We start from the raw sequence: 24,747 nt of genomic DNA, 5'->3' as shown, positions 1-24,747 counted from the left end.
CTTTTTGCGTTTGATGCACTTTGTTTCGATAGAACGATCGCCCTGGCGCATCTTCGCCCAGAATCCCCGTACCTTCGGGAACGCAAGTAAAATCCAATAAGTATATCTGTCTAAACAGCAGCTTTGTTGCGCAACACCTGTTCAACGAGACAGGGGGTTAGGTTATACTAAATTGCACTGTAGGCCGCATCTGATGCATTTCGCTCCAAGCGCGGCACTCAGTGGATATCCTATTTATCATTTGGATGTCCTAGCGGTCATTTAGCGTCTCGACACAAGCTCGGCCCCGGAGCTCGTTCGAGCTGTTCGTATTCCTTGAAAGGGGAAAAATGGACATATCGAGGAAGACTGATTACGCCCTTCGTATGCTGGCGATGCTTACCGAGGATCCGGAGCGTTTGCTTTCTGTTCGCACCGCTGCCGAAGAGGTCAATGTCCCGTATTCGTTTGCCCGTTCGATCCAACACGGTTTGGTCCAGGCCGGTATTGTGGAGAGCCTGCGTGGCGTCCACGGTGGAATGCGTCTCAAGGTCAGTCCGGACGATGTCACCATCCGCCAGGTCGTCGAGGCTGTTCAGGGCCCTATGGTTATGAACGATTGCACCGCGCCCGATGGTGACTGTGCGCGCATGGGCACGTGCTGCTATCATCCCCTGTGGGCCGGAGCCCAGGCGTTGATGCGCGACTACCTCGATTCCGTTTCGCTCGGCGACATCGTCGCCCATCGCCAGTTCCCGGCTGTCGATCCCAAGTTCGCCGATCGCGATGCGTTTCCCGAGTACGCCACCTGTGCGTGCGCCTGCCGGGAGGAATAGCGCCGCATAAGGAGCATTGCCATGATTCAGGACCCCTTTCGTTCGATGATTCGTTCGGAAGGGGTTCTGCGTTATCGCGACCTTCCGTGGCGCCGCACGCGCGACCCATATATCATCTGGCTCTCCGAGGTCATGCTGCAGCAGACACAGGTTCCGCGCGTGGAGACGCGCATGCCGGCGTGGCTCGATCGCTTTCCGACCGTCCGGGCGCTCGCTCAGGCCGCGCCTTCCGATGTTTTAGACGCTTGGCAGGGCATGGGCTACAATCGACGCGCTCTGGCGCTCCACAAGGCCGCTCAGCGCGTTGCAGAGGACTGGGATGGGGAGTTTCCGCGTGAGACGCGCGACTTGGTCGCTCTGCCTGGTATTGGCCCGGCAACGGCGCAGGGTATCCGGTCGTTTGCGTTTGATCTTCCGGGTGTGTATCTGGAGACCAACGTGCGCACGGTCTTTCTGCATCATTTCTTTCCCGATGTGCCCGCCGTTCCCGATCGCGAACTGGTGCCGCTGATTCAGGCGGCCTGTCCGGCGGCCCCCGGTGCGGCGCTCGACAAGATCGCTCCCTTTGCCGTGCCGCTCGATGATGCCGATACGCCGCGCGCGTGGTATTACGCGTTGCTAGATTACGGCGCATATCTAAAAAAGACGTTGCCCAATCCGTCCAGGCGCTCGGCGGGCTATAGCCGTCAATCAAAGTTTGAGGGCTCGCGTCGCCAAAAGCGCGCGCATATCGTGCGCATGTTGCTGGCAGCGCGCGATGACCAGCCGGCGGGGATTACGCTCGATGAGGCCGTCGCAGGCGTTGACGAGATGGAGGCGGCGGCCGGTCGAGCGCCGGTCGAGTGTGAGCTGGTCGCGAGTATTCTGGCCGATCTGGAGCGCGAGGGCTTTTGCCGCTCCGAGGACGATCGTTGGCTGAGTGTGTAGCCCGCTCGAATTTTAAGGTTTAGATTTTCGGCAGGGGGTACCATAAAATAAGGCCGCTCAAAGCCTATGAGCGGCATGTATTGAAGGGAAGTACACCTATGGATTTTGAGAGCTCTCAAACCAAGAAGAACCTCGAGACCGCTTTTGCCGGTGAGTCTCAGGCGCACACCAAGTATCGCTACTATGCATCCAAGGCAAAAAAGGACGGCTACGTTCAGATCTCGAATATCTTTGCCGAGACGGCGGGCAACGAGTCCGAGCACGCCAAGCTGTGGTTTAAGTATCTGCACGATGGCGCCGTTCCCAGCACTCTGGATAACCTGCGCGATGCCGCCGCGGGAGAGAACTACGAGTGGACCGAGATGTACGACGAGTTTGCCAAGACCGCCGAGGAGGAGGGCTTTGCCGAGATCGCCGCGAAGTTCCGCGGCGTCGCTGCTGTCGAGAAGGCTCACGAGGAGCGCTACAACAAGCTCGTCGAGCGCATTGAGTCGGGCGAGGTGTTTGAGCGCGAGGGTGTAAAGGTGTGGAAGTGCCTGAACTGCGGACACCTGCATGTTGGTGCCGAGGCGCCCGAGGTGTGCCCGGTGTGCAACCACCCGAAGGCGTACTTTGAGGAGCAGGTGGTGAACTACTAGCGCGTGGCGCTGGCTGCTGCGGGGCGCGGGGCGGGGAGATACCTTTCCCTCTCGCTCACGGCTTCGCAGAGTCGCGCGAGGGAAAGGTATCTCCCCGCCCCGCGCCCCGGCGTTGGGTCGTCGCGTGCTCGCTACAGAAAAGCTGATATTAAAGTTTGTGTGCCGCCCCCTATGGGGCGGCACGTTTTGTGTGGGGGCGGACAGTTAGTTCAGATTCGTATTTTCCAATCGCTCGATGGCTGTCTTTTGGGTCCTTGGAGGTCTGTTGGGCGTCATTTGGATGCCTGTTACGCCTGACTTTGGGTCTTTGATGTCCGTTATGGGGGACCAAAATGCAGCAAACGGAGCGTGTCGGCCCTTCTGTGGGGGGTCTGATTTATACATATCTGAACTAACTGTCCAGGCTGCTTCGCTTGGGGCTGTCACGTTTTACTTGAGGTCCCGGTCTCCACAATTTTCGTCAAGCTTTTGGTTAGATTTTGGTCAGCTGGCGTAAGGGTGGAAGGCCAAAAGATTGCTGGCGAAAAAAGCTCAGAGAAAGTGCTGGTAGGGGAGTTGTTGAGCTTTTCGACAGCTTTTGAGCAAAAGAAACTTTGTGGCTATTGCCGGCGATTGCGTTGCCGCGGTCATGGCGGTGCGGGATGCTGGCCGTAAGCGTCGAATGCCCCGATTTTGGAGGCCAACATGGATCTGTTTCTTGAGACTCCGCAGCAACAAGCTGAGCGCATGCTGCGTCAGCAGCAACGACTCATGGAGATGCAAATGCAAGGGGTTGCCAACCAGGCGCCCGTGCAAAACGTCGTGCCCGCTGCTGTACCTGCAGCTGTGCCCGGGTGTGAATCGGCGCCAGAGGCCTATTCCGTACAGCAAGATTCATATGCGCAGGAGCTCGCGTTCGACAAACGCCGCGCGCGCCGCCGCCGTTTGGGCCAGCGCCTGCGCACATTGGCGATGATCGTGCTCATCCCGTTGGGGCTTGCGGCCATCTTTCTGGCGTCGTATGCCCTCACGTGCATCCTCAACGGCGCATCGCCCAACGAGGTGCTTCAACATCTAGCGGCCCTGGGCCAGCGCCTAGGTGACGTCATAACAACCATCCGCGCCGGCTGGGAGAGCTAGCGTTTTAACGCCCGCGGCTATAAGAGAAATTTGTCTGCAAGGCAGTGAGTGATCCGTGTGTATGGCGGGGTAAGATTGATCGCGGTTTTGATTGGTGCTCGATTGGGTTTGTTGGGCGGAGTTTATGTCTGCTATTGATATTGTGCTTGTTGTGATCGCCTTGGTGGCGGTGGGGGTTGCTGTGGCTTGCGCCATCCAGCTCAAGAGCCTGCGTGCCGAGTTGCGGGAGCGTGGCGACAGTAGCGCGGAAACGCTGGCAGCACTTGAGCAGGCCAACAACGCGCTCGATGCCCTGAACGTCGCGCTGGCTGAAACCCGCCGCACGGCCAATGCCATCGCGCAGCAGCAGACGACCGATGCGGCCGTGGAGCAGCAACGTTACCTGGCCATCGCACGCGAGTTCTCGCAAGCTGGTGACCGTATGGATGACCTGCGCCGCGAGACGACCCAACAGCTCGGCGCCAACCGCGAGGGCATCGAGCAGCGCCTGGACAAGGTGCGCGAGACGGTCGATGCCCAGCTGGGCGCCATCCGCAAGGACAACAACGTGCAGCTCGATCAGATGCGCGCGACGGTGGACGAGAAGCTCTCCCGCACGCTCAACGACCGTCTGTCGGCATCGTTTAAGCAGGTGAGCGACCAGCTCGAGGCCGTGTATAAGGGCCTGGGCGATATGCAATCTATCGCCACCGGCGTGGGCGACCTTAAACGTGTGCTGGGCAACGTGAAGGCGCGTGGTATTTTGGGCGAGGTGCAGCTGGGCGCGATCCTGGCGGACATCCTTACGCCCGACCAGTATCTGGAAAACGTCGCCACCAAGCCCGGCGCCTCGGAGCGCGTTGAGTTTGCCGTCAAGCTGCCGGTGGACGAGGGCGAACCCGTGCTGCTGCCGATCGACTCAAAATTCCCGGGCGATGCGTATGAGCATCTGCTCGATGCCCAGGAGTCGGACGACGCGGAGGCCGTCGCCGCCGCGCGCAAGACGCTCGACACCATGGTCAAGCGCGAGGCTAAAGACATTTGCGAAAAGTACCTGAGTGTGCCGGCAACGACCAACTTTGGCATCATGTTCGTGCCGTTTGAGGGACTGTACGCCGAGATCGTCAGCCGCCCCGGGCTTATCGAGACCCTGGGCCGCGACTATCACGTCAACGTAGCCGGTCCCAGCACCATGGCCGCCATCCTCAACAGCCTGCAGATGAGCTACCAGACGTTTAAGCTGCAAAAGCGCACCGACGACGTGCTACGCGTGCTTTCCGCCGTCAAGGCCGAGCTGCCGCGCTATCAGGCGGCGCTGCGCCGCGCTCAGCAGCAGATCGAGACCGCGGGCAAAACGGTCGAGGGCATCATCACCACGCGCACCAACGTTATGGAGCGCAAGCTCAAGGATATCGACGCGCTGGAAGATGCCGAGGAGGCCGACGAGGTCTTGGGGCTCACGTCTGCGGGCCTGCTTGCAGGGCAAGAAGACGAGGACTAGCCGCACCTGACGGCGGGGCGTCTGCGCAGGCGCGGGGCGCAGCGCTTCTCGCATCGCACTTGCCTAAAGCGCACTTTAATGTGCAACAATGGTGTTTCGCCCTATCAGATGCGAAAGGAAGCCCATGTCTCAGAGAAGCACCAGTCCGCTCAAACGCTCAACCGTGCGTCGCACGCTGCAGCGTTTTTGGGACGTCACGCGCACACAGCCGCTGATCGTCTTTCTCTCGGTGTTCTCGTCGGCGGGCTACATCTTTTTGCTGACGTTTGCCAATACCTATGTGATGGCCCTCATTGTCGACCGCGTTCAAGCCGGTCCCGTGGCGGGTGACCAGGTGTTTGAGGTCTTCGGCCCCTATATCCTGGCGCTCGTACTCGTTAACCTGGTGGGTCAGATCCTCTCCAAGCTACAGGACTACACCGTCTACAAGCTCGAAATCGCAGGCAACTATCACCTGGCGCGTCTGTGCTTCGACACGCTCTCCAACCAATCCATGACATTTCACACCAGCCGTTTTGGCGGATCGCTCGTTAGCCAGACGAGCCGTTTTATGAGCGGCTATACGGGACTGGTGGACGTGACGGTGTATTCGCTCATTCCCACCATCACCTCGGTCGTCTGCACGGTGACGGCACTCGCCCCGGTGGTGCCCACATTTACCGTGATCCTGGTGGGCATCATGGTCGTCTACATTGCGTTTGTCTGGCTTATGTACAAGCGCATCATGCCGCTTTCGGCCGCGACGTCCGCCGCGCAAAACAAGCTCTCGGGCGTGCTGTCCGACGCGGTCACGAACATCCTGGCCGTCAAGACCTGCGGGCGCGAGGACTTTGAGCACGATCTGTTCGATGCCGCCGACCGCGCCGCGCGCGATGCTGAGACGGTATCGATGCACGCCATGATGCAGCGCAACTTTACGACCTCGGGCCTTATCGTCATCACCATGGCCGTGGTGAGCGTGTTTGTGGCGGGCGGCAACGCGTGGTTTGGCATCTCGGCCGGCGCGCTCGTCATGATCTTTACCTATACGTACAACCTCACCATGCGTCTGAACTACGTGAGCTCCATGATGCAGCGTATCAACCGCGCGCTGGGTGACGCTGCCGAGATGACGCGCGTGCTGGACGAGCCACGTTTGGTGGCAGACGACCCGGACGCCCCTGAGCTCAAAGTGACCGAGGGCGCGATTGATTTTGAGCACCTGAGCTTTGCGTACCGTGACGCTGCGGCGGGTGAGAGTGTGTTCGATGACCTGACGCTTCATGTGGCGGCGGGCCAGCGCGTGGGCCTGGTGGGCAAATCGGGCTCGGGTAAGACGACACTCACCAAGCTGCTGCTGCGCCTGGACGATGTTCAGGGCGGCCGCGTACTCGTGGACGGTCAGGATGTCTCGCGCTGCACGCAGCAGAGCCTGCGCCGCCAGGTTGCCTACGTGCCGCAGGAGGCGCTGCTGTTCCACCGCTCCATTCGCGAGAATATCGCCTACGGCCGCCCCGACGCCACCGACGAGCAAATTCGTGAGGCGGCGCGCCTGGCCAATGCCCTGGAGTTTATCGACCGCCTGCCCCGTGGCTTTGACACCATGGTGGGCGAGCGCGGCGTCAAGCTCTCGGGCGGCCAGCGTCAGCGCGTGGCTATCGCCCGCGCCATCCTAACCGACGCGCCGATTCTGGTGCTCGATGAGGCGACCTCTGCCCTCGACAGCGAGTCCGAGGCGCTGGTGCAGGAGGCGCTCGAAAATCTGATGCGTGGACGTACCTCCATTGTGGTGGCGCACCGCCTGTCCACCGTGGCGGCGCTCGACCGCATCGTGGTGCTGGCCGATGGTGAGATCGTCGAGGACGGCACGCATGCGCAGCTTGTCGAGGCGGGCGGCGAGTATGCAAGCCTGTGGAGCCGCCAGACCGGCGCATTTTTGGAAGCGTAACGACCCTATACGTGGGACAATTGTGCTCATAAGTTTATTGTGCCGTTGAGCCGAGGAGTCGTTATGCCACGCGAGACCAATGCCGCCAAGCGCGAGCGCGCCATCGAGGTGTGTGAGCGCCTCAACCGTCGCTATGGCCCGGTCGAGTGCTTTTTGGACCACGAGAATCCCTTCCGCCTGCTGATCGCGGTGCTGCTTTCGGCGCAAACGACCGATATGCAGGTCAACAAGGTGACGCCGCGGCTGTTTGCCCAGTGGCCCACGCCCGAGGCCATGGCCGGGGCGAGCGTGGCTGACGTGGCGGACACCATCAAGTCACTCGGCTTCTACAAGAGCAAAGCCAAGCATGCCGTCGAGGCCGCGCAGATGATCGTCGCCGACTATGGCGGCGAGGTGCCGGCCGACATGAAGGAGCTCGTCAAGCTGCCGGGCGTGGGGCGCAAGACGGCGAACATCGTGCTCAACGTGGGGTTTGGCATTGTCGAGGGCATTGCGGTCGATACGCACGTCAACCGCATCGCGCATCGCCTAATGCTGAGTCCCAAGACGCATGCCAAGGAGCCGCTCAAGACCGAGCGGGATCTGCTCAAGATTCTGCCGCACGAGTATTGGGAGTCGGTCAACCATCAGTGGATCACCTTTGGTCGCGAGATCTGCGACGCCCGCAAACCCAAGTGTGACGAGTGCCCGCTGGCAGATTTGTGCCCCAGCGTGCGCGTAGCGGGGTAGGGCGGAACGCATCTTCGTCTGGCGTTTTTTGCGGGGCTAGGTTTGCCCTTGAGCCGGAGTCCTCTCCATGCGCTACCATGACAGACAATGTATTTGACGTACGACCTGCCGAGCTTGCCCCGGCGGGCTTTTGGCGTTGCAATGCCGGAGGAACAGCATGCTCATTCACCGTATAGCCGCGCAGCTCTACACTGCCGAGGCACTGCAGACCGTCGAGGCCGGGCTCGATGCCGGCGAGGACGTGACGCTGGCCGTGTCGCAGTCGGGTCGCACGCTTATGGCGGCAGCCCAGTTTGCGCGTCGCCCGCGCCCCACGGTCTACATTGTGAGTGGCGAGGATGCGGCCGATCGCGCCGCACGCAGTCTGGCCGCCTATGTGGGCCTGGCGCACGTGTGCCGCTTTCCCGAGCGCAAGGACTACCCTTGGCGCGAGCAGGCGCCCGACGACGCCGTGGTGGCCCAGCGCTGCGAGGCGCTCGGGCGCATCGTGCGCGGGGACAACTGCATCATGGTCGCCTCCGCTCGCGCACTGCTGCGTTGCGTGCCGCCGGTCGAGAGCCGCTATTGGGAGTCCACTACTTTTACGGTGGGCGAGGAGATTCCCTTCGACGAGGTGCCGCAGCGCCTGGTGGGCATGGGCTACGCCAATGCCGGTGCCGCCGACGCGCCCGGCCTGTTCCGCGTGCACGGCGACACCGTCGAGGTGTTTCCCGCGCAGGAGAAGGCACCCGTGCGCATTGAGTTCTTTGGCGACGAGATCGACCGCATCCGTCGCATGGTGAGTTCCACGGGCCAAACCATCGGCAACGAGGACAGCATTGAGATCTTCCCCTGCCGCGAGCTGGCGCTCACCGACGAGGCGGTCCACAACATGCATGTGGCGCTCTACCGCGCCAGCCAGGACGACAGCAAGCTGGCGGCGCTGCTCGAGATGGTGGACGCGCGCATCGTCACGCCCGAGCTCGACCGCTTTTTGCCGGTGATGTACGGCCAGACCGTGAGCCCGTTGGCGCACGTGAGCGGCAAGGCACTTGTGGTCCTGTCCGAGCCGCGCTCGCTGTTCGACGACTGCCTACGTGCCTACGAGGATATCGAAGCCCGTGCCGACGAGGCGGGGATTGACCGTCTGGACGGCCTGTACGTGCGTGCCCAGCAGCTCGACTTTGGTGCTCAGCAGCGTCTGAACTACGTGAGCCTGATTCGTGCCGGCGGCGCGGTTACGGCCGAGCTCAAGATTGAGCAGCCGGCCATTGCGGGCTCGGACAATCGATTTATGACGCGCATTCAGGAGGTTGTGGGCAAGCGCTACGCTTGCGTGTTTGCCATTCCCGACCGCGGTGCGCGCGAGTCGATGGAGCTCACCTTTGGCGATGCGGGCATTACCTTTGAGGAGTCGCTGACTGCCGCCCCCGAAAACGCCGGCGTTATCGGCGACCGTGTACGTGTGGCGGCGGCGGATTCTGCCGCCCGCGCCGCCCGTCAGGCGGCCCATGCCTCGATTCGCGAGCGCCATGCCGACGCGCTCAACGCCCGCTCGCTCGAGGCGGGCGCGGCCCAGGCTGCCGCCGGTGCCGCCGTGCCCACCATCTCGCGCGGACGCGTGACCTTTGTGGATGCCACCCTGCCGCAGGGCGTGGTGGTGCCCGATGCCAATCTGGCCGTGTTCTCGATCGCCGACCTCAATGCCCGCATGGACGCCAATCGTGCCCGCAGCCGCCGCAAGGTCGACATTACGCAGATCACCTTCCCCTTTAAGCCGGGCGACTACGTGGTGCACGCAACGCATGGCATCGCGCTCTTTAGCGAGATTGCGCGCCAGGAAGTGGGCGGCAAGGAGCGCGACTACTTTTTGCTGGAATATGCCGATGGCGACAAGCTCTACGTGCCGCTCGAGCAGGTCGACCGCATCACGCGCTATGTTGGCCCCGACGGCGACAAGCCGCGCCTGACCAGGCTCAACACCGCCGACTGGACGCGTGCCACCAACAAGGCGCGCAAGAACGCCAAAAAGCTGGCGTTTGACCTGGTCGATCTGTATACGCGCCGCTCCTCGATTGCCGGTGTCGCCTGCCCGCCCGATACGCCCGAGCAGATCGAGATGGAGGAGAGCTTTCCCTACGACGAGACGCGCGACCAACTGGAGGCCATCGCCGACATTAAGGCCGACATGGAGGCACCCAAGCCCATGGACCGCCTGCTGTGCGGCGATGTGGGCTTTGGCAAGACCGAGGTCGCCCTGCGCGCGGCGTTTAAATGCGTGGACTCCGGCCGTCAGGTCATGGTGCTCTGCCCCACGACCATTCTGGCTCAGCAGCATTACGAGACGTTCTTTGAGCGCTTTGCCCCGTTTGGCCTTGAGGTCGAGGTGCTCAGCCGCTTCCGTACGCCGGCGCAGCAAAAGCGCGCGCTCAAGGCGTTTGCCGAGGGCACGATCGATGTGCTCATTGGCACGCATCGCCTGCTTTCGGCCGATGTGAACCCCAAGAACCTGGGTCTGGTGATCATCGACGAGGAGCAGCGCTTTGGCGTGCAGCACAAGGAGCAGCTCAAGAACTTGCGCGAGCAGATCGACGTGCTCACGCTTTCGGCAACGCCCATTCCGCGCACCATGCAGATGGCGACGAGCGGCGTGCGCGACATGAGCCTGATCACCACACCGCCGACCGGGCGCCGTCCCGTGATTGTGCACGTGGGGGAGTACGACCCCGACGTGGTGAGCGCGGCGATTCGCCTGGAGGTGGGCCGCGGCGGCCAGGTGTACTACGTGTCCAACCGCGTCAAGACCATTGACGACGCCGTGGCGCGCGTGCACGAGGCCGCGCCCGAGGCGCGCGTGGGTGTGGCACACGGCAAGATGAGCCCGCGCGAGGTCGAGGACGTGATGATCGAGTTCGCGACCAAAAAGATCGACGTGCTCATTGCCACGACCATCGTGGAGAGCGGTATCGACAACGCGTGCGCCAACACGCTTATCATCGAGGATTCGCAGCGCCTGGGCCTGGCACAGCTCTACCAGCTCAAGGGCCGTGTGGGCCGCTCGGCTACGCAGGCCTACGCATACTTTATGTTCCCGGGCGAGCTGCCGCTTACCGAGGAGGCAACGGCGCGCCTGACCGCACTGTCCGAGTTCCAGGACCTGGGCAGCGGCATGCGCATCGCCATGCGCGACCTGGAGATTCGTGGCGCCGGCTCGCTTATGGGCGCCGAGCAGCACGGCAACCTGTCGAGCGTGGGCTTTGACCTGTTTACGCAGATGCTGGGCCAGGCCGTGGCCGAGGCGCGCGGCGACGACGATGCCGGCGTGGAGGCGGCGAACGTGGGCATTAACCTGCCGGCCGACTACTTCTTGTCCGAAGAGTACCTGCCGGCGGTGGATCAGCGCGTGCTCGTGTACCGTAAGCTCGCGGCGGCCGAGGACCTGGAGAGCATCGACGAGGTGCAGGAAGAGACTGAGGCCGCGCATGGCGAGCTGCCGTTGGCGGGACTCAACCTGTTCAACCGCGCGCGCATTCGTATTCGCGGCGAGCGCCTGGGGCTCGAGAGTGTCACGCTCAGCGGCGGGCGCATTACCTTCCTGGGCGTCGACGTGCCCAAGAAGGTGGCCTTTGAGTTCAAGACTCGCTATGGCGCGGTGAACTTCCCCAAGAGCCGCAAGCTATCGGTGCCCTACAAGGCGGGCGCCGGCGCAGGCAGCGGCCTGGGCCGCGGTCTCGACGCCAACGACGGCACCGGCCCTGTGGCGGCCGCACTCATGCTGCTGCAGCAGCTGGGTGCGAGCGACGACGACTAACAAGTAAGTCGGTGGGACAAAGTTATCAGTAGTTTTGTCCCAGGTGCGATAGTCGCATCGAGCCTGTCAACGCAAGCGACCCTGGGACAAAAACTACTGATAACTTTGTCCCACCACGTTGCGGGTTGACCCTTCGCCCCATCGAAAGGAAAGCATGTTCGGGTACATTTACAAGAAAGATGCCGCTGCTATCGCGGTTGTCCTGTGCCTTTGTCTGTGCGTGGGCAGCTTTTTCGATTATCAGATCTCGAGCGCGCTGTTTAACATCGCTAGCATGTACGGCCGCTTTATCGAGGCCGCCGGCGAGCTGCCGTTCGAGCTGACGGCGAGCATCGCGGGCGTTATGCTCGTGCGCGCGGTGCGTCCCGACTCCAGGGGGAGCAAATGGCTCGCCGTGCTCGGCATCCTTGTCAACGTCGGTCTGACTGGCTACGAGGTCGTTTCGTCCCTGCGGGTTGGCGGCAAACTTGTCGCAGCACAGTTGGTGCTGACGTTTGTGCTGGTCATCGCCGCCAACCTTATCGTCTACCGCCTCACGCGCGACACCGATTCCAAAGAGCTCACGCGCTGGGCGTTAATGGTGCTTGCCGTGTGGGTCGCCCAGGCCATCATCCTCAACGTGATCGTCAAGCCGCTGTGGTCGCGCCCGCGCATGCGCGTGATCGCGGTGACGCAGGGACTCGATTTTCAGCCGTGGTGGGTGATCGGTAACCCCGACAAGTGGGCCTATATCGCCGCCGGCGTGATCAAGGACGGCTTTAAGTCGTTTGCGAGCGGACACACGGCACACGCGGCGATCGGCCTTATGCTCGCTGGGCTTCCCGCGGCGACCTTTAAGGAAAAGCCGTCGCGCCGCCGCGTGGTCTTTTGGGTCGCCGCTGTGGTTGCGGCGCTCGTCGCCTTTGGTCGCATCGTGATTGGCGCGCACTTTTTGAGTGACGTGAGCTGCGGCTTTGCCCTGGTGCTGGCGCTCGAGTGCCTTGCCGCGCGCATTGCTTATCCGGGCGGCGTACAATAGCCCCATCTGAATCATCGGGCTCGTGCCCGGCTAGAGAGGATTATCATGCTCGCGTTCAACAACGACTATTCCCACGGCGCACATCCGGCGGTGCTGCAGGCGCTCGTCGACACCAATATGGAGCCGCAACCCGGCTACGGTACCGATGCACACACCGAGCGTGCCAAGCAACTTATTCGCGAGGCCTGCCAGGCGCCTGACGCCGACGTGTTTTTCCTGGTGGGCGGCACGCAGGCTAACGCGACGGTGATCGACATGCTGCTTGCGCCGTACGAGGGCGTCGTTGCTGCCGAGACTGGCCACGTTGCCTGCCACGAGGCGGGCGCCATCGAGTTTGGCGGCCACAAGGTGCTCACCATCCCCGGCTACGAGGGCAAGATGCACGCCGAGGATCTCGAAAACTATATCCAGGTGTTCTACGAAAACGAGAGCTACGAGCACACGGTATTCCCGGGCGCCGTGTATGTGAGCCTGTCGACCGAGTACGGCACGCTGTACTCCAAGGCCGAGCTCGCGGCGATTCATGCGGTGTGCCAGAAGCGCCAGATTCCGCTGTTTGTGGATGGCGCCCGCCTGGCCTATGCGCTGGCAGCCGATGAGTGCGACATTACCCTGCCCGAGCTGGCACAGCTGTGCGACGTGTTCTACATTGGCGGCACCAAGTGCGGCGCGCTTTGCGGCGAAGCCGTGGTGTTTTGCGGCATGCACGCTCCGGCACATCCCATTCCGCGCATTAAGCAGCACGGAGCGCTGCTTGCCAAGGGCCGCCTGACGGGCGTGCAGTTTGAGGCACTCTTTACCGATGGCCTGTATTTTGAGGTTGGTCGCCAGGCAATCGAGGCCGCGCAGGCGCTTCGTCGCGTGCTGCACGAGCGCGGCTACCAGTTCTTCTTGGAGACGCCGACCAACCAGCAGTTCGTGATTCTGCCCAACGAGGACATGGCCCGCATTCGCGAACATGCCTCGATCGAGTACTGGGAAAAGTACGACGAGGCCCACACCGTGGTACGTTTTTGCACCAGCTGGGCCACGACGCAGGAGGACATCGACGCGCTGGCGGCTGTCCTGTAGGTTGATGTAATGACGAGGGGCCGCCTTGCACCTGGGTTTGGCGCGGGGCGGCCTTTGCTTTTGAGAGGGAAGGGTTGTATGGCCGAGATGTCCGAGCCGACGATTCGCCTGGCGACGCCCGAAGACGCGCCGGCGTTGCTTGCCATCTATGAGCCGTATGTGCGCCAGACGGCGATTACCTGCGAATACGAGGTGCCGAGCGTTGAGGAGTTCGCCGGGCGCATCGAGCGTACACTCAAGCGCTATCCGTATCTGGTGATGGAGCTGGACGGGCGTCCGGTGGGTTATGCCTACGTGAGCCCGCTCAACAGCCGCGAGGCATACGACTGGTCGGTCGAGACGTCAATCTACCTGGCGCGCGATGTGCGCCATGGTGGGCTGGGTCGCAAGCTGCACGATGCGCTCAAGCAATGCCTGGTCGCGATGGGCATCACCAACATGTGCGCGCTCATCGCCGTACCGCACGACAAAGACGACGAGTATCTGACGCACAACAGCCAGGACTTCCATGCCCATATGGGGTATCGCCTGGTGGGCGCCTTCGACCGTTGCGCCCAAAAGTTCGGCCGCTGGTACGACATGTGCTGGATGGAGCTGGTCCTAGCCGAGCGCGTCCCCAACCAACCCAAACCAACCTGGTTCCCCGACCTCCTCGCCTAAAACCACCACAATGGGGACAGGCACCTTTGTGGTGGTTTCTCTCGAAAATCGGCCGTTTTTGGCGCGTTAACCTTAAAAACCACCACAAAGGTGCCTGTCCCCATTGTGGTGGTTTTGGTGGTGGTTAGCCGATGGGCTCGGTGTATTTGGCGCGGTCGGTGCGCTGGATACGCTTGGAGATGTGCAGCGGGCGGCCGTCGGTGTCGTAGACGTAGTCGGTGATCAGAATCAGCGCCTGCCCGCGCTCCACATTGAGCAAAAACGCCTCGTTTTGCGAGGCATAACACACCTCAAAGGTCTTGTGCCCCTGCGCCGGCGCGCGATGGAACTCCTGGCGCAGCGCGGTGTAGAGCGATCCGTTGATATCGCGATCGATGAGCGCCTCAAAACTTGGCGGCAGATAGGTGGTCTCCAAGCACAGCGGCGCATCGTCTAGATAGCGCAGACGGACGAGCTTGACGAGCTTGCTGCCCACGGCGGCATCGAAAAACTTGGCCACGTCGCCGGCAGCCTTGGCAAAGCCCGAGTCCACCGTGCGCGTGGTGGGCTTCATGCCCTGGCCCTGGATCTGCGCCGTGTAGCTCGAAAACACCAGGCTGTTCTCGTGGAGCGCCGGCGTGTCAGCCACAAAGGCGCCGCGCCCGCGCTCGGTGCGAACCAGGCCCTCGTCAACAAGCACCTTAAGGGCATGGCGCACAGTGCTGCGCGACAGCCCCGATTCGTCCATGAGCTCCATTTCGGACGGCAGCTTGTCTCCGCGTGCGTAGGTGCCGGCGGCGATACGGTCGCGAAGTGTGGCCGCCAGACGCTCGTATTGGGTCAGTTTCTTTTTAGATGAAGCGCTCATGCGATTAACCTGTATCTAACCTGTATGCTTGCCTAATCAAGCATGTATCCAATACAACAACAAAACCGCTGGTAACGAGTATTTATATACCGTATCAGCAAAAAATCTAAGACAAATATAGCATACAACTAGTCGACATAACCAAAACGTGTATGTAACTTGTATGCCATCGAGAGCATCAAACGAGAAGAAAGGCTGATGCACGATGACTACTCAGGAACAGGTTAAGGACGTCGTCTCCCAGGTTTTGGCTGACAAGGCAGACAAGGGCGGCATCAAGCGCGTCGTGTGGATTGGCGCCGGCGGATCCAACGGCGGCAACTATCCTGCCCAGTACTTTATGGAGCACGAGGCCACGCAGGTCGTGAGCTCCAGTTACACCAGCAACGAGTTCGTGCATGCCACCCCGGCCTACGTCAACGAGAACACCCTGGCCGTCGTCGTGTCCATGCGCGGCACCAAGGAGACCATCGTCGCCGCCCAGGTCGCCAAGGACCACGGTGCCAGCACCATCGCCATCTATGTCGACGAGTCCGCCCTCACCGAGGTCTGCGACTACAAGATCCAGTACGACAGCCTGGCCGTCGACGAGTCCTGCATGGGCCGCACCAACTCCGCCGTCGTGACCATGATCGCCATGGAGCTTACGCAGCAGACCGAGGGCTATGCCGAGTACGAGACCGCTATGGCCGCTTTCGACTTGGTCGACCCCATCTATCGCAAGGCCGTCGAGTACACCCGTCCGCTTGCTGCCAAGTGGGCCGAGCAGAACGCCGACAAGCCCTGCATCAACGTCATGGCTCAGGGCCCGCTCTTTGGTGCCGCCTACGTCTTTAGCATCTGCAACGTGCAGGAGATGCTGCAGATCGACTCCTGCACCATCAACACCTGCGACTTCTTCCACGGCCCCTTCGAGATCCTGGACAAGCGCACCTCGCTGTTCCAGCTCATCAGCGTCGGCCGCAGCCGCTGCAACGACGAGCGCGGCATCCGTTTCGTCAACCAGTACGGTGGCGAGCGCGTCTACCAGCTCGACGCCAAGGAGCTCGGCCTCAACGACATCAAGGACAGCGTGAGCGAGTACTTCAACCACCTGATCTTTGCCCCGATCCTCAACAACGTCTACATGCGTGCGCTCTCCGCCGTCACCCACAAGGACTACATGACGCGCCGCTACATGTGGAAGCTGGACTACTAGGAGTTACGCGGTTTTACCAAACCGCGTAACGGCTCGACGCTGCGCTGTCCGTCCTCTACCTGCGGCGGGCCACTCATTGGGGACGTACTTAAACGACTGCCCCAAGGTGAGAGTGGATAAGCTCCCGTTTTTGGCCTGTTTGGGGGCTCAAAGTGGGAGATTATTCACTCTCGTCATTTTGCGGCAGTTGGGTGACTATTCATCGGGGACGTTTTTGTTTGACTAGTCGTTTAAGAATGTCCCCAATGACTACACTCCTTTTGTCTAGAGATTTCCCGTTTGCCGATTTGTGTCTTGATAAATGTATATAACGACTATAACGTAGCATGAAACATACTGGAAACAAAGCCAAGGAGGCTACGTTGAAGAGAAGCAATCTGGGCTATGTGCTGGTGCTGATCGCCGCGCTTATGTGGGGCAGCATCGGAATCTTTGTAAACGGCATCTCGGCCATGGGCGTTTCGTCCCAGAGCATGGCTGCCTTTCGCTTGTTGGTCGGAGCGCTTATCTTGGCGCCGGTCCTGATGTTTATGGGCTGCCGTCCGGGTGAGGGGTCTACCGTGGCTCAGGGTCCGCTGGCCCTGTTCAAGGCAAGCCCTAAAGAGCTTGTTCCCTGCGCGCTTGTCGGTATCGTCGGTTTGGCCGCCGCCAACACCTGCTATTACGAGTGCATGGGCGAGGTGGGCATGTCCACGGCCTCGGTGCTGCTCTACACCTCGCCGGTGTTTGGCGTCGTGCTCGGCCGCGTGCTTTATCGTGAGGACGTGACCCCTAACAAGCTTGTTGCCATCGCTTTTAACATAGGTGGCTGTGTACTTGCAGTGACCAATGGCGACCTTTCCGGTTTCCATTTTTCGGTTTGGGGCGTCACGTCGGGCGTGATTGCGGGCCTTTGTGGTGCGTCGCTCGCGGTGTTTAGCCGAATAGCAACCAAGACGGTCCACCCGCTGGCCGTTACGTTTTGGGGCTTTGTTTTTGGCGGTGCGGTTATGGCAGCTATCGCGGCTCCGTGGCCGGATGTCGCCGTGGCAATGTCGCCACAGCTGCTGCTGCTGTTCCTTGGCTTTGGACTCATCCCCACAGCCGTGGCTTACATCTTATATATGCAGGGTCTATCCATGGGGCTCGAGACGTCGAAAGTTCCCGTCGTAATGTCATTCGAGACAGTCGTCACCGTACTGCTGGGCATTGGTATCTACGCGGAGCCCGCCGGCACGATCAAAGTATTGGGCATTGTCTTGGTGCTCGTGTCCATCGTGATCATGAATACGGATTTTACCATGCTGCGCAACACTACCTTTGTCGGCCATGTTATTGAGAGCATGACCTTTAAGCCCAATGCGTGGTGGACGGAGAAATCGCAGGACATGGATCTCTTCAAGGAGCGCACGGGCATCGCGCTGGAACCCACCGTGCAGGAAAGCCCCTGGTATTTCGTGCGATAGAGGCAGTGTAAGCCCTTGGGGAACGTAACTGAGCGGGACTGTCCAACGAGCCACGGCGCTTTCGTTTCCAGTCAGTTAAACCCGCGAACGGTCGATATTTGGCCGTGAGTGGTTCTTATAATAATTATCAATATTCGCAACGTATAAGACGTTATAATGACCATAACGAAAAGGAGGAGGCAAGATGAATCAGATCATTCTCGCATCTCATGGCGGCCTGGCCGCAGGCGCCAAAGACACGCTCGAGATGGTTCTCGGCGACGTGTCGAACGTCCACGTCGTGTCGCTTGCTCGTGACGACAAGGAGCCCATCACCAATAAGGTGGACGCTCTGATCGCCACGTTCAACGCGGACGACACCGTCTATGTGCTGACCGATATGCTCGGCAGCTCGGTCAACAACAGCATGGTCGAGCTTTCCCGCAACGGTGCAGCATTCACGGTGATCAGCGGTTTCAACATTCCGCTGGCACTGACGCTCGCTATGAGCCCCGTCCCCGTCACGGGCGCCGAGCTCGCGGCCCTCATCAACGAGGCCCGCACCGGTCTGACCAACCCCAACGCGCCGATCGAGGCTGCCGTGGCCCCCACTAAGAAGGCCAAGGCGCCCCGTCACGGCTCCGGTCCCGCCAAGATCGTCCTCGCACGTCTTGACTACCGTCTGCTGCACGGCCAGGTCGTCTTTACCTGGACCACCAAGGTTCAGGCCGAGCGCATCATCGTCGTCGACAACGCTGCCGCCAACGATGACATCAAGAAGGGTGCTCTAAAGTTGGCCAAGCCCCAGGGCGTGCGCCTGAACGTCTTCACCGTCGAGCGTGCCCTCGCCAAGATGGACAAGCTCAACACCCTCGGCGAGCGCGTCATGTTCGTCTTTGGCAACACGGCCGAGATGCTGCAGTTCTGCCAGGGTTACAAACTCGACGCCATCAACCTGGGCGCCACCGCCAACCACGACGGTGCCGATCAGGTCGGCGGCAAGGACAGCTCCGTCTTCTTCGACGCCACCCAGAAGGCCGACGTCAACCAGCTGCTCGACATGGGCATCAAGCTCTACGTCCAGCAGACCCCCACGTATCAGAGCGTCGACATCGACGCCAAGCTGTAATCAACCAGGCTTTTGCCTGACTGAAAGGAGAAGGGTATGAATACGTTCATCAGTGCGGTGCTCGTCGGCCTCGTCGGCGTGTTCTGCATGTGGGACTCCCGCCTGCTCGGTCGTCTTAACTTCGAGCAGCCCCTCGTTGGCGCCACGCTCGTCGGTCTGCTGCTGGGCGATGTGCCCACCGGCCTTGCCGTCGGTGCCGCCGTCGAGCTCGTGTCCATGGGCCTGGTGCAGGTCGGCGCCGCCGTTCCGCCCGATATGGTCCTGGGCGGCATCGTGGCAGCTGCCTTCGCGTGCCTGACCGATGCTTCCGCCGAGACCGCCATGACGATCGCCATCCCGGTCGCCGTCCTGGGTCAGCTCCTCGGCATCGTGTTCCGTTCCATCATCGCCGCCCTCACCCATGTGGCCGATAGCGCGATCGATAACGGCAAGTTCAAGACCGCCTACCGCATGCACATCTGCGCCGGCTCCGGTCTGTACGCCATCATGTACTTCCTGCCGATCTTCCTGGCCGTCTTTGTCGGTACCGACCTGGTCCAGGCCATCGTCAACATGGTTCCCGAGTGGCTGTCCACTGGTCTGAACGTCTCGACCAAGATCATGACCGCCTACGGTCTGGCCCTGCTGCTCACCATGATGATCAAGAAGGGTATGACCCCGTTCCTGTTCATCGGTTTCCTGCTCGCCGCTTACCTCAACCTGTCCGTCATCGCGGTCGCTCTGATCGGTGTGTGCCTGGCTGTCGTCTTCATGGGCTTCAAGTTCAACGGTTCCCATGCAGCCGCCGGTGTCGATTCCGACTACGATCCGCTCGAAGACGACGAAGACTAAGGAGGAACACACTATGGCAACCACAACCAAGGACGTGTCCCTGAACAAGAAGGTCAGCCAGTTCTTCTGGCGCTCCTGGGCCATCCAGGCCTCTTGGAACTACGAGCGTCAGATGAACATGGGCTTCCTCTACGGCATGGTTCCCACGCTCGATCGCCTCTACCCCGACGAGTCTGACCCCAAGCAGCTCGCTGCTAAGAAAGAGGCCTACCATCGTCACATGGCGTTCTACAACTGCACCCCGCAGACGAGCGCTTTCGTCCTGGGCCTCGCCGCCTCCATGGAGGAGGAGTACGCCAAGGATCCCGAGAACTTCGACCCCGATTCGATCAACGCGGTCAAGACCTCCCTCATGGGCCCGCTTTCCGGTATCGGTGACTCCTTCTTCCAGGGCACCATCCGCGTCATCGCCTTTGGTCTGGGCGTCCAGCTGGCTCAGCAGGGCTCCATCATGGGCCCGATCCTGGCCATGCTCATCTCCATCGTGCCCTCCGTGCTGATCACTTGGTTCGCCGCCAAGATGGGCTACCAGGGTGGCCACGAGTACCTGGGCAAGCTCCAGGGCGGCGACCTCATGGAGAAGCTCATGTATGTCTGCGGCATCGTGGGTCTTATGTCCGTGGGCGGCATGATCGCTACGCTGATCGGCGCCACCACCCCGCTGCAGTTCGCTGAGGGTACCGTCGTTATCCAGGACATCCTGGACGGCATGATGCCCCAGATGATCTCCCTTGGCCTCACCGGCCTTATGTACTGGCTCATCAAGAAGAACGTCAACACCGGTTGGCTTCTCGTGATCGCCATCGTGGGCGGCATCGCCCTCTCCGCGGTCGGCATCCTGGCCTAGTCGCGACCCAGCGTCTAACCGCTTTCCCCCGGGGGCCTGCCTGGCATCCCATACCCCAGGCAGGCTTCCATCCCTAAATGTGTCAAAGGGACAGTCCCTTTGTCGCATCCTCAACGGGCCGGCGACTCGGTCCTAGCCACGGTAACCCTGCGAGCGTCCGGCAATGTGACGCCGCAAAAATTCGAAAGGAATGTGTCAGATGTACGAGATCGACCTTAACCTCCCTAAGCAGATCGTCGCTGACGTCCTGTCCAACCACGAGATCCACAGCGTCGCCTTCGTCGGCTGCGGTGCTTCTATGTCCGATCTTTACCCCGCCAAGTACTTCCTGGCCAACAACACGGACAAGCTGAACGTTCAGATCTTCACCGCTAACGAGTTCAACTACGACACGCCTTCCTGGGTCAACGAGCACACCTTCGTGATCACCTGCTCCCTCGGTGGCTCCACGCCCGAGACCGTCGAGGCCAACAAGACCGCCAAGAAGCACAACTGCCCGGTCGTCTCCCTCACCAACAAGGCTGGCTCCGCTCTGACCGTCGACGCCGACCACGTCATCGTTCACGGCTTCCACGCCAACTACGCTGCCAAGTGCGAGAAGCCCGGCTACGCCATTGCTCTTGCTCTCGAGATCCTTCAGCAGACCGAGGGCTATGACCACTACGAGGACATGATCACCGGCCTCACCAACGTCTTCGAGCTCTGCGAGAACGCCGCTCAGTCCGCCAAGGGCCTCGCCAAGCAGTTCGCCCAGGACTTCAAGGACGACGAGATGATCTACTTCATGGCCTCCGGTGCCTCCGAGAAGATGGCTTATTCCCACGCCGCCTTCCTGTTCACCGAGATGCAGTGGATCGACGCCGCCGCCTACAACACCGGTGAGTACTTCCACGGCCCGTTCGAGGTTTCCACCGAGGGTAAGCCCTACGTCTTCTTCATGTCCGACGGCGCTACCCGTCCGATGGACGCTCGCGCCCTCACCTTCCTGCAGCGCATGGGCGCCAAGGTCGCTCTGATCGACTCCAAGGACTACGGTCTGGCCGACGCCGTGCCGGCAAGCGTCGTCACCTACTTCAACCCGCTGCTGCACCTCGCCGTTATGCGCGAGTACGGCAACCAGATCGCCGAGGCCCGTCAGCACCCGCTGACCATGCGTCGCTACATGTGGAAGCTTTCCTACTAATCACAAGTAAGTTAACCTTACGGGTTGATTGAGAGGGGATGGGGTTTTGCCCCGTCCCCTTTTTTGCTCTGGGGAGGGCGTGTGCGCACGCGCCGCAAAACCCCAGATAAAACCTACCAAAATAAACCTGTCCCTTTTTGGCAAGTGGGAGGAGATGCGTATGATCAAGGCAGTGCTGTTTGATATGGACGGCGTGCTGGTCGATACCGAGTGGTTCTACAATCGTCGCCGCGTGGCGTTTATGGAAGAGAAAGGGTTCCACTTTGACGAGATCCCCGATCTTTCGGGGTCTAACGAGCCCGCCATTTGGAAGTCGCTCGTTCCCGATGATGTTGAGCTGCGCGAGCGCCTGCGCGTGGAGTACAAGCAGGTCTACAGCCCGGTCCACCCTGTTCCGTATGCCGAGCTGCTCAACGAGCAGACGGAGCCGGTGATGTGTGAGCTGCACGAGCGCGGCGTGAAGTGTGCCATCGCGAGCTCGTCCTACCGTGAGCTCATCGACGAGCTGGTGGAGATTGCCGGTATCTCCGACGTGCTGGACTACACCATCAGCGGCCATGAGTGCAGTGCGTTTAAGCCCGACCCCGAGATCTATTTGCGCGCCATGGAGGCGTTGGGTGTTGAGCCGGCCGAGTGCCTGGTTATCGAGGACTCGCCTATGGGCATTGAGGCCGGCAAGCGCTCCGGCGCCCGCGTCCTGGCGCTGCGTCCGCACGAGGGCGTCAACCTGGATCAGTCCGCCGCTGACACCATCATCGATAGCCTTGCCGACATTTTGACCGCTTTGTAGCGTCAGTTCGCCGCGAGAAGTACCGATTCACGCGTCTTTTGCGGTGGATTGGCTCATTTCGGCTTCGATTTGATCCGTTTGGCTTCGACTCGGACTAAGTGAGTAGACTTTTTGGCTCAGGCCAAGTACAAAGCGCATCTGCCTTAGTAAAACCGCAGGTCACAGAGGTGGCAGTTTTTGGTGTGCTCGGCAGATCGTAAAAAGTCTACTCACTTAGAATTTGGCTCTTTGGTTGGGGAGCTGCAGGCTCGTTTTGGTTGTCGAGAGAGGGTGAATTGAAGCGCCCACTCGCGCTCCATGCTACAATCGCCGGCATGCCCCACAATTACATCTGCCTTCGAAAGGAGCCTACGTGGCGAACGCCATCGATCAGCTCACGGACCGCGTGCTCGTGCTCGGCCGCCTCACCATCGTCCGCCGCGCCATTACTGCCGTGGCGGTCACGATTTCCGCCATTCTTCAGACATTTCTGATCCAGGCGTTCATTCAGCCCGCCGACCTGCTACCGAGCGGTCTCACCGGCGTCGCCGTCTTACTCGATCGCGTCACCTCGCTCGGCGGCGTTCATATCGATATCTCGCTCGGCATGCTCGCGCTCAACATCCCCGTGGCGCTTCTGTGCTGGAGCGGCATCAGCAAGCGCTTCGTCATCTTCTCGATGATGCAGGTCGTGCTCTCGTCGTTGTTCCTCAATATCTTTCACTTCGCCCCGTTTTTGGGCGACAAGATCATGCTCATCATTTTTGGCGGCGTGGTCTCGGGCCTGGGCGCTGCCATCGCGCTTAAGTCCGGCGCATCCACCGGCGGTACCGACTTTATCGCTCTGTGGGTCTCCAACCACACGGGCAAGACCATCTGGGGCGTCATCTTTGGTTTTAACTGCTTTATCCTGGCGATCTTTGGCTTTATGTTTGGCTGGGACAACGCGGCGTACTCCATTGTGTTTCAATTTATTTCGACCAAGACCATCGACAGCTTTTATCGCCGCTACGACCGCGTGACGCTGCAGATCACGACGCGCGAGGCAGATGAGGTCATGACCGCCTATGTCAATCACTTTCAGCACGGCATTAGCTGCGCCGAGGTCATTGGGGGATACAGCCGCGAAAAGATGTACCTGCTGCACACCGTTGTCTCGACCTACGAGAGCCAGGATATCGTCAAGTTGGTGTGCGACGTCGACCCCGGCGCCGTGATCAATGTGTTCCACACGCTTAACTTTGTGGGCGGCTGGTGGGGCGGTCATGTCGACGAGCCCATGCCTACGGCCGTACCCGATCCCGACAAGCCCGCGCGCATGGCCAGCAGGCAGGCCCGTCTGCACGATCAGGAAAGCTTGCAGCAGGACGACGGCGGGTAAAGATTTGCTGTATGCGGTGTATCGTTTTATCAAACTGAGGTAACATATAAAAAGACGTTATATACGTATTAGTTATTTCGATATTTTGATAAGAGTGATCAGATATGCCAGCGCCCAAAAATGCACCGCTTTACCAGCAGATTTACGACGAGATCAAGGAAGCGATCGAGAAAGGCGTTTATGCACCTAAGGAGCGCATCCCGTCCGAGCTTGAGCTTGCCGAGCAGTACGAGGTGAGCCGCATTACGGTGCGCCGCGCCGTCGAGGAGCTGTGCTCCGATGGCTACCTGGTTAAGCAACAGGGTCGCGGCACCTTTGTTTCCACGCCGCACATCAACCGCCAGTTCCATGCCTCGACGCTGCAGACGTTTTCCGCGCTATGTGCCGACAACGGCATGAAGGCCGGCGCGCACGTGGTTGATCGCCAGATTGTGCCGGCGCGTCAAAACGAGATGGAGTTCTTTGGCCTGCAGAAGGACGCGCTGCTGCTGCATATCAAGCGCGTGCGTACGGCCGATGGCGAGCCCATATTTGAGGAGAATATCTTTGTGCCGTTTGACGCCTACCGTGAGCTGTTGACGGCCGACCTTGAGGACAAGTCGATTTTTGCCGAGGTCGAGCGTGTTGGTGGAACGCCGATTGTCTCGGTTGGCTACCGTACGGTCGAGGCCGTTCGAGCTAACGTCGAGCAGGCGGCCGAGCTGGGCATTGCTCCGCACGATCCGCTGCTCAACCTGCGTGCCGGCTTTACCGGTCCCAACGGCGAGCCGGTCCTGATGGGTAAGCAGTACTACGTGGGATCGCGCTACGTTATGGTGATGTAGTTCGGGATAGAAAACGAGAGTGGATAATCTCCCGTTTTAGGTCCGGTGGCGGCCTTAAAGTGGGAGATTATCCACTCTCGTTCGTCGGGTGTCCAAAAATCCACTCTCGTCCTTCCGGAACGCGTTGCTCGTGGCTAGCG

Annotated in this window: 21 protein-coding genes; 20 read left to right on the top strand and 1 reads right to left on the bottom strand. The window is 60.7% G+C overall.

All coding sequences use genetic code 11. The features are described 5' to 3' along the window. The first annotated feature begins 329 nt into the window (after nt 1-329). The 11 genes from DW732_RS00505 to DW732_RS00455 all read left to right on the top strand — a co-directional run bounded on the left by DW732_RS00505 (nt 330) and on the right by DW732_RS00455 (nt 14,174). Nucleotides 330-815: an Rrf2 family transcriptional regulator gene (locus tag DW732_RS00505; RefSeq protein WP_117743111.1), complete on the top strand. Its 486-nt coding sequence runs from the start codon at nt 330-332 to the stop codon at nt 813-815. A gap of 21 nt (nt 816-836) precedes the next feature. Next, complete coding sequence (locus tag DW732_RS00500; RefSeq protein ID WP_117763534.1) at nt 837-1,742, top strand: adenine glycosylase; 906 nt, start codon at nt 837-839, stop codon at nt 1,740-1,742. 98 nt (nt 1,743-1,840) lie between these two features. Beyond that, nucleotides 1,841-2,380 (top strand): rubrerythrin, encoded by a 540-nt coding sequence (gene rbr / locus DW732_RS00495; protein ID WP_117735427.1) that lies wholly within the window; start codon nt 1,841-1,843, stop codon nt 2,378-2,380. Between the two features lie 684 nt (nt 2,381-3,064). Beyond that, nucleotides 3,065-3,499: a hypothetical protein gene (locus DW732_RS00490; protein WP_117735428.1), complete on the top strand. Its 435-nt coding sequence runs from the start codon at nt 3,065-3,067 to the stop codon at nt 3,497-3,499. 124 nt (nt 3,500-3,623) lie between these two features. Beyond that, nucleotides 3,624-4,979, top strand: a complete 1,356-nt coding sequence (locus tag DW732_RS00485; protein ID WP_118098101.1) for a DNA recombination protein RmuC — start codon at nt 3,624-3,626, stop codon at nt 4,977-4,979. A 124-nt stretch (nt 4,980-5,103) separates the two neighbouring features. Beyond that, nucleotides 5,104-6,906 carry an ABC transporter ATP-binding protein gene (locus tag DW732_RS00480; RefSeq protein WP_118098099.1) on the top strand — a complete coding sequence of 601 codons (1,803 nt, stop codon included), beginning with the start codon at nt 5,104-5,106 and terminating at the stop codon, nt 6,904-6,906. Between the two features lie 63 nt (nt 6,907-6,969). Continuing rightward, on the top strand, nt 6,970-7,635 hold the full coding sequence (gene nth / locus DW732_RS00475) for an endonuclease III (RefSeq protein WP_117743114.1): 666 nt from the start codon (nt 6,970-6,972) through the stop codon (nt 7,633-7,635). Nucleotides 7,636-7,792: 157 nt separating this feature from the next. Next, entirely contained in the window at nt 7,793-11,425 is a 3,633-nt protein-coding gene (gene mfd / locus DW732_RS00470; protein WP_118098097.1) for a transcription-repair coupling factor, read from the top strand. Nucleotides 11,426-11,579: 154 nt separating this feature from the next. Continuing rightward, nucleotides 11,580-12,443: a phosphatase PAP2 family protein gene (locus DW732_RS00465; RefSeq protein ID WP_118098095.1), complete on the top strand. Its 864-nt coding sequence runs from the start codon at nt 11,580-11,582 to the stop codon at nt 12,441-12,443. Nucleotides 12,444-12,488: 45 nt separating this feature from the next. After that, nucleotides 12,489-13,514: a low specificity L-threonine aldolase gene (locus tag DW732_RS00460; RefSeq protein WP_117735433.1), complete on the top strand. Its 1,026-nt coding sequence runs from the start codon at nt 12,489-12,491 to the stop codon at nt 13,512-13,514. Nucleotides 13,515-13,592: 78 nt separating this feature from the next. Continuing rightward, complete coding sequence (locus DW732_RS00455) at nt 13,593-14,174, top strand: GNAT family N-acetyltransferase (RefSeq protein WP_117735434.1); 582 nt, start codon at nt 13,593-13,595, stop codon at nt 14,172-14,174. A 124-nt stretch (nt 14,175-14,298) separates the two neighbouring features. Here DW732_RS00455 and DW732_RS00450 read toward each other — a convergent pair whose 3' ends face one another. Then, nucleotides 14,299-15,021 carry a GntR family transcriptional regulator gene (locus DW732_RS00450; protein ID WP_118098093.1) on the bottom strand — a complete coding sequence of 241 codons (723 nt, stop codon included), beginning with the start codon at nt 15,019-15,021 and terminating at the stop codon, nt 14,299-14,301. A 205-nt stretch (nt 15,022-15,226) separates the two neighbouring features. On the opposite strand from DW732_RS00450, the gene DW732_RS00445 reads away from it, so the two are divergent. From DW732_RS00445 to DW732_RS00405, 9 genes are all read left to right on the top strand, one after another. Further along, nucleotides 15,227-16,219 carry an SIS domain-containing protein gene (locus DW732_RS00445; RefSeq protein WP_117648180.1) on the top strand — a complete coding sequence of 331 codons (993 nt, stop codon included), beginning with the start codon at nt 15,227-15,229 and terminating at the stop codon, nt 16,217-16,219. Nucleotides 16,220-16,581: 362 nt separating this feature from the next. Further along, nucleotides 16,582-17,664: a DMT family transporter gene (locus tag DW732_RS00440; RefSeq protein ID WP_158553133.1), complete on the top strand. Its 1,083-nt coding sequence runs from the start codon at nt 16,582-16,584 to the stop codon at nt 17,662-17,664. A 184-nt stretch (nt 17,665-17,848) separates the two neighbouring features. Continuing rightward, nucleotides 17,849-18,772 carry a PTS mannose/fructose/sorbose transporter subunit IIAB gene (locus tag DW732_RS00435; protein WP_117743119.1) on the top strand — a complete coding sequence of 308 codons (924 nt, stop codon included), beginning with the start codon at nt 17,849-17,851 and terminating at the stop codon, nt 18,770-18,772. A 36-nt stretch (nt 18,773-18,808) separates the two neighbouring features. Then, nucleotides 18,809-19,603: a PTS sugar transporter subunit IIC gene (locus DW732_RS00430; protein WP_022095161.1), complete on the top strand. Its 795-nt coding sequence runs from the start codon at nt 18,809-18,811 to the stop codon at nt 19,601-19,603. 13 nt (nt 19,604-19,616) lie between these two features. Continuing rightward, nucleotides 19,617-20,450, top strand: a complete 834-nt coding sequence (locus DW732_RS00425) for a PTS system mannose/fructose/sorbose family transporter subunit IID (protein ID WP_117763540.1) — start codon at nt 19,617-19,619, stop codon at nt 20,448-20,450. Nucleotides 20,451-20,649: 199 nt separating this feature from the next. Then, the gene (locus tag DW732_RS00420) at nt 20,650-21,633 is read left to right on the top strand and encodes an SIS domain-containing protein (RefSeq protein ID WP_233502247.1); all 984 of its coding nucleotides are present in this window, start codon (nt 20,650-20,652) and stop codon (nt 21,631-21,633) included. A 160-nt stretch (nt 21,634-21,793) separates the two neighbouring features. After that, on the top strand, nt 21,794-22,423 hold the full coding sequence (locus DW732_RS00415) for an HAD family phosphatase (protein ID WP_158567300.1): 630 nt from the start codon (nt 21,794-21,796) through the stop codon (nt 22,421-22,423). A 352-nt stretch (nt 22,424-22,775) separates the two neighbouring features. Then, nucleotides 22,776-23,783: a YitT family protein gene (locus tag DW732_RS00410; RefSeq protein ID WP_118098089.1), complete on the top strand. Its 1,008-nt coding sequence runs from the start codon at nt 22,776-22,778 to the stop codon at nt 23,781-23,783. A 104-nt stretch (nt 23,784-23,887) separates the two neighbouring features. Then, nucleotides 23,888-24,607 (top strand): GntR family transcriptional regulator, encoded by a 720-nt coding sequence (locus tag DW732_RS00405; protein ID WP_117735442.1) that lies wholly within the window; start codon nt 23,888-23,890, stop codon nt 24,605-24,607. Nucleotides 24,608-24,747 lie beyond the last annotated feature (140 nt).

The sequence above is a fragment of the Collinsella sp. AM28-11LB genome (assembly GCF_003469895.1).
Taxonomy (GTDB): domain Bacteria; phylum Actinomycetota; class Coriobacteriia; order Coriobacteriales; family Coriobacteriaceae; genus Collinsella.
This window is presented reverse-complemented; position numbering and strand designations above follow the sequence as displayed.

Coding starts and splice junctions, on each gene's coding strand:
- DW732_RS00425 (WP_117763540.1), top strand. CDS start 19,617: ATGGCAACCACAACCAAGGACGTGTCCCTGAACAAGAAGGTCAGCCAG.
- DW732_RS00500 (WP_117763534.1), top strand. CDS start 837: ATGATTCAGGACCCCTTTCGTTCGATGATTCGTTCGGAAGGGGTTCTG.
- nth (WP_117743114.1), top strand. CDS start 6,970: ATGCCACGCGAGACCAATGCCGCCAAGCGCGAGCGCGCCATCGAGGTG.
- DW732_RS00435 (WP_117743119.1), top strand. CDS start 17,849: ATGAATCAGATCATTCTCGCATCTCATGGCGGCCTGGCCGCAGGCGCC.
- DW732_RS00450 (WP_118098093.1), bottom strand. CDS start 15,021: ATGAGCGCTTCATCTAAAAAGAAACTGACCCAATACGAGCGTCTGGCG.
- DW732_RS00460 (WP_117735433.1), top strand. CDS start 12,489: ATGCTCGCGTTCAACAACGACTATTCCCACGGCGCACATCCGGCGGTG.
- mfd (WP_118098097.1), top strand. CDS start 7,793: ATGCTCATTCACCGTATAGCCGCGCAGCTCTACACTGCCGAGGCACTG.
- DW732_RS00480 (WP_118098099.1), top strand. CDS start 5,104: ATGTCTCAGAGAAGCACCAGTCCGCTCAAACGCTCAACCGTGCGTCGC.
- DW732_RS00490 (WP_117735428.1), top strand. CDS start 3,065: ATGGATCTGTTTCTTGAGACTCCGCAGCAACAAGCTGAGCGCATGCTG.
- DW732_RS00505 (WP_117743111.1), top strand. CDS start 330: ATGGACATATCGAGGAAGACTGATTACGCCCTTCGTATGCTGGCGATG.
- DW732_RS00430 (WP_022095161.1), top strand. CDS start 18,809: ATGAATACGTTCATCAGTGCGGTGCTCGTCGGCCTCGTCGGCGTGTTC.
- DW732_RS00420 (WP_233502247.1), top strand. CDS start 20,650: ATGTACGAGATCGACCTTAACCTCCCTAAGCAGATCGTCGCTGACGTC.
- rbr (WP_117735427.1), top strand. CDS start 1,841: ATGGATTTTGAGAGCTCTCAAACCAAGAAGAACCTCGAGACCGCTTTT.
- DW732_RS00445 (WP_117648180.1), top strand. CDS start 15,227: ATGACTACTCAGGAACAGGTTAAGGACGTCGTCTCCCAGGTTTTGGCT.
- DW732_RS00405 (WP_117735442.1), top strand. CDS start 23,888: ATGCCAGCGCCCAAAAATGCACCGCTTTACCAGCAGATTTACGACGAG.
- DW732_RS00485 (WP_118098101.1), top strand. CDS start 3,624: ATGTCTGCTATTGATATTGTGCTTGTTGTGATCGCCTTGGTGGCGGTG.
- DW732_RS00465 (WP_118098095.1), top strand. CDS start 11,580: ATGTTCGGGTACATTTACAAGAAAGATGCCGCTGCTATCGCGGTTGTC.
- DW732_RS00415 (WP_158567300.1), top strand. CDS start 21,794: ATGATCAAGGCAGTGCTGTTTGATATGGACGGCGTGCTGGTCGATACC.
- DW732_RS00455 (WP_117735434.1), top strand. CDS start 13,593: ATGGCCGAGATGTCCGAGCCGACGATTCGCCTGGCGACGCCCGAAGAC.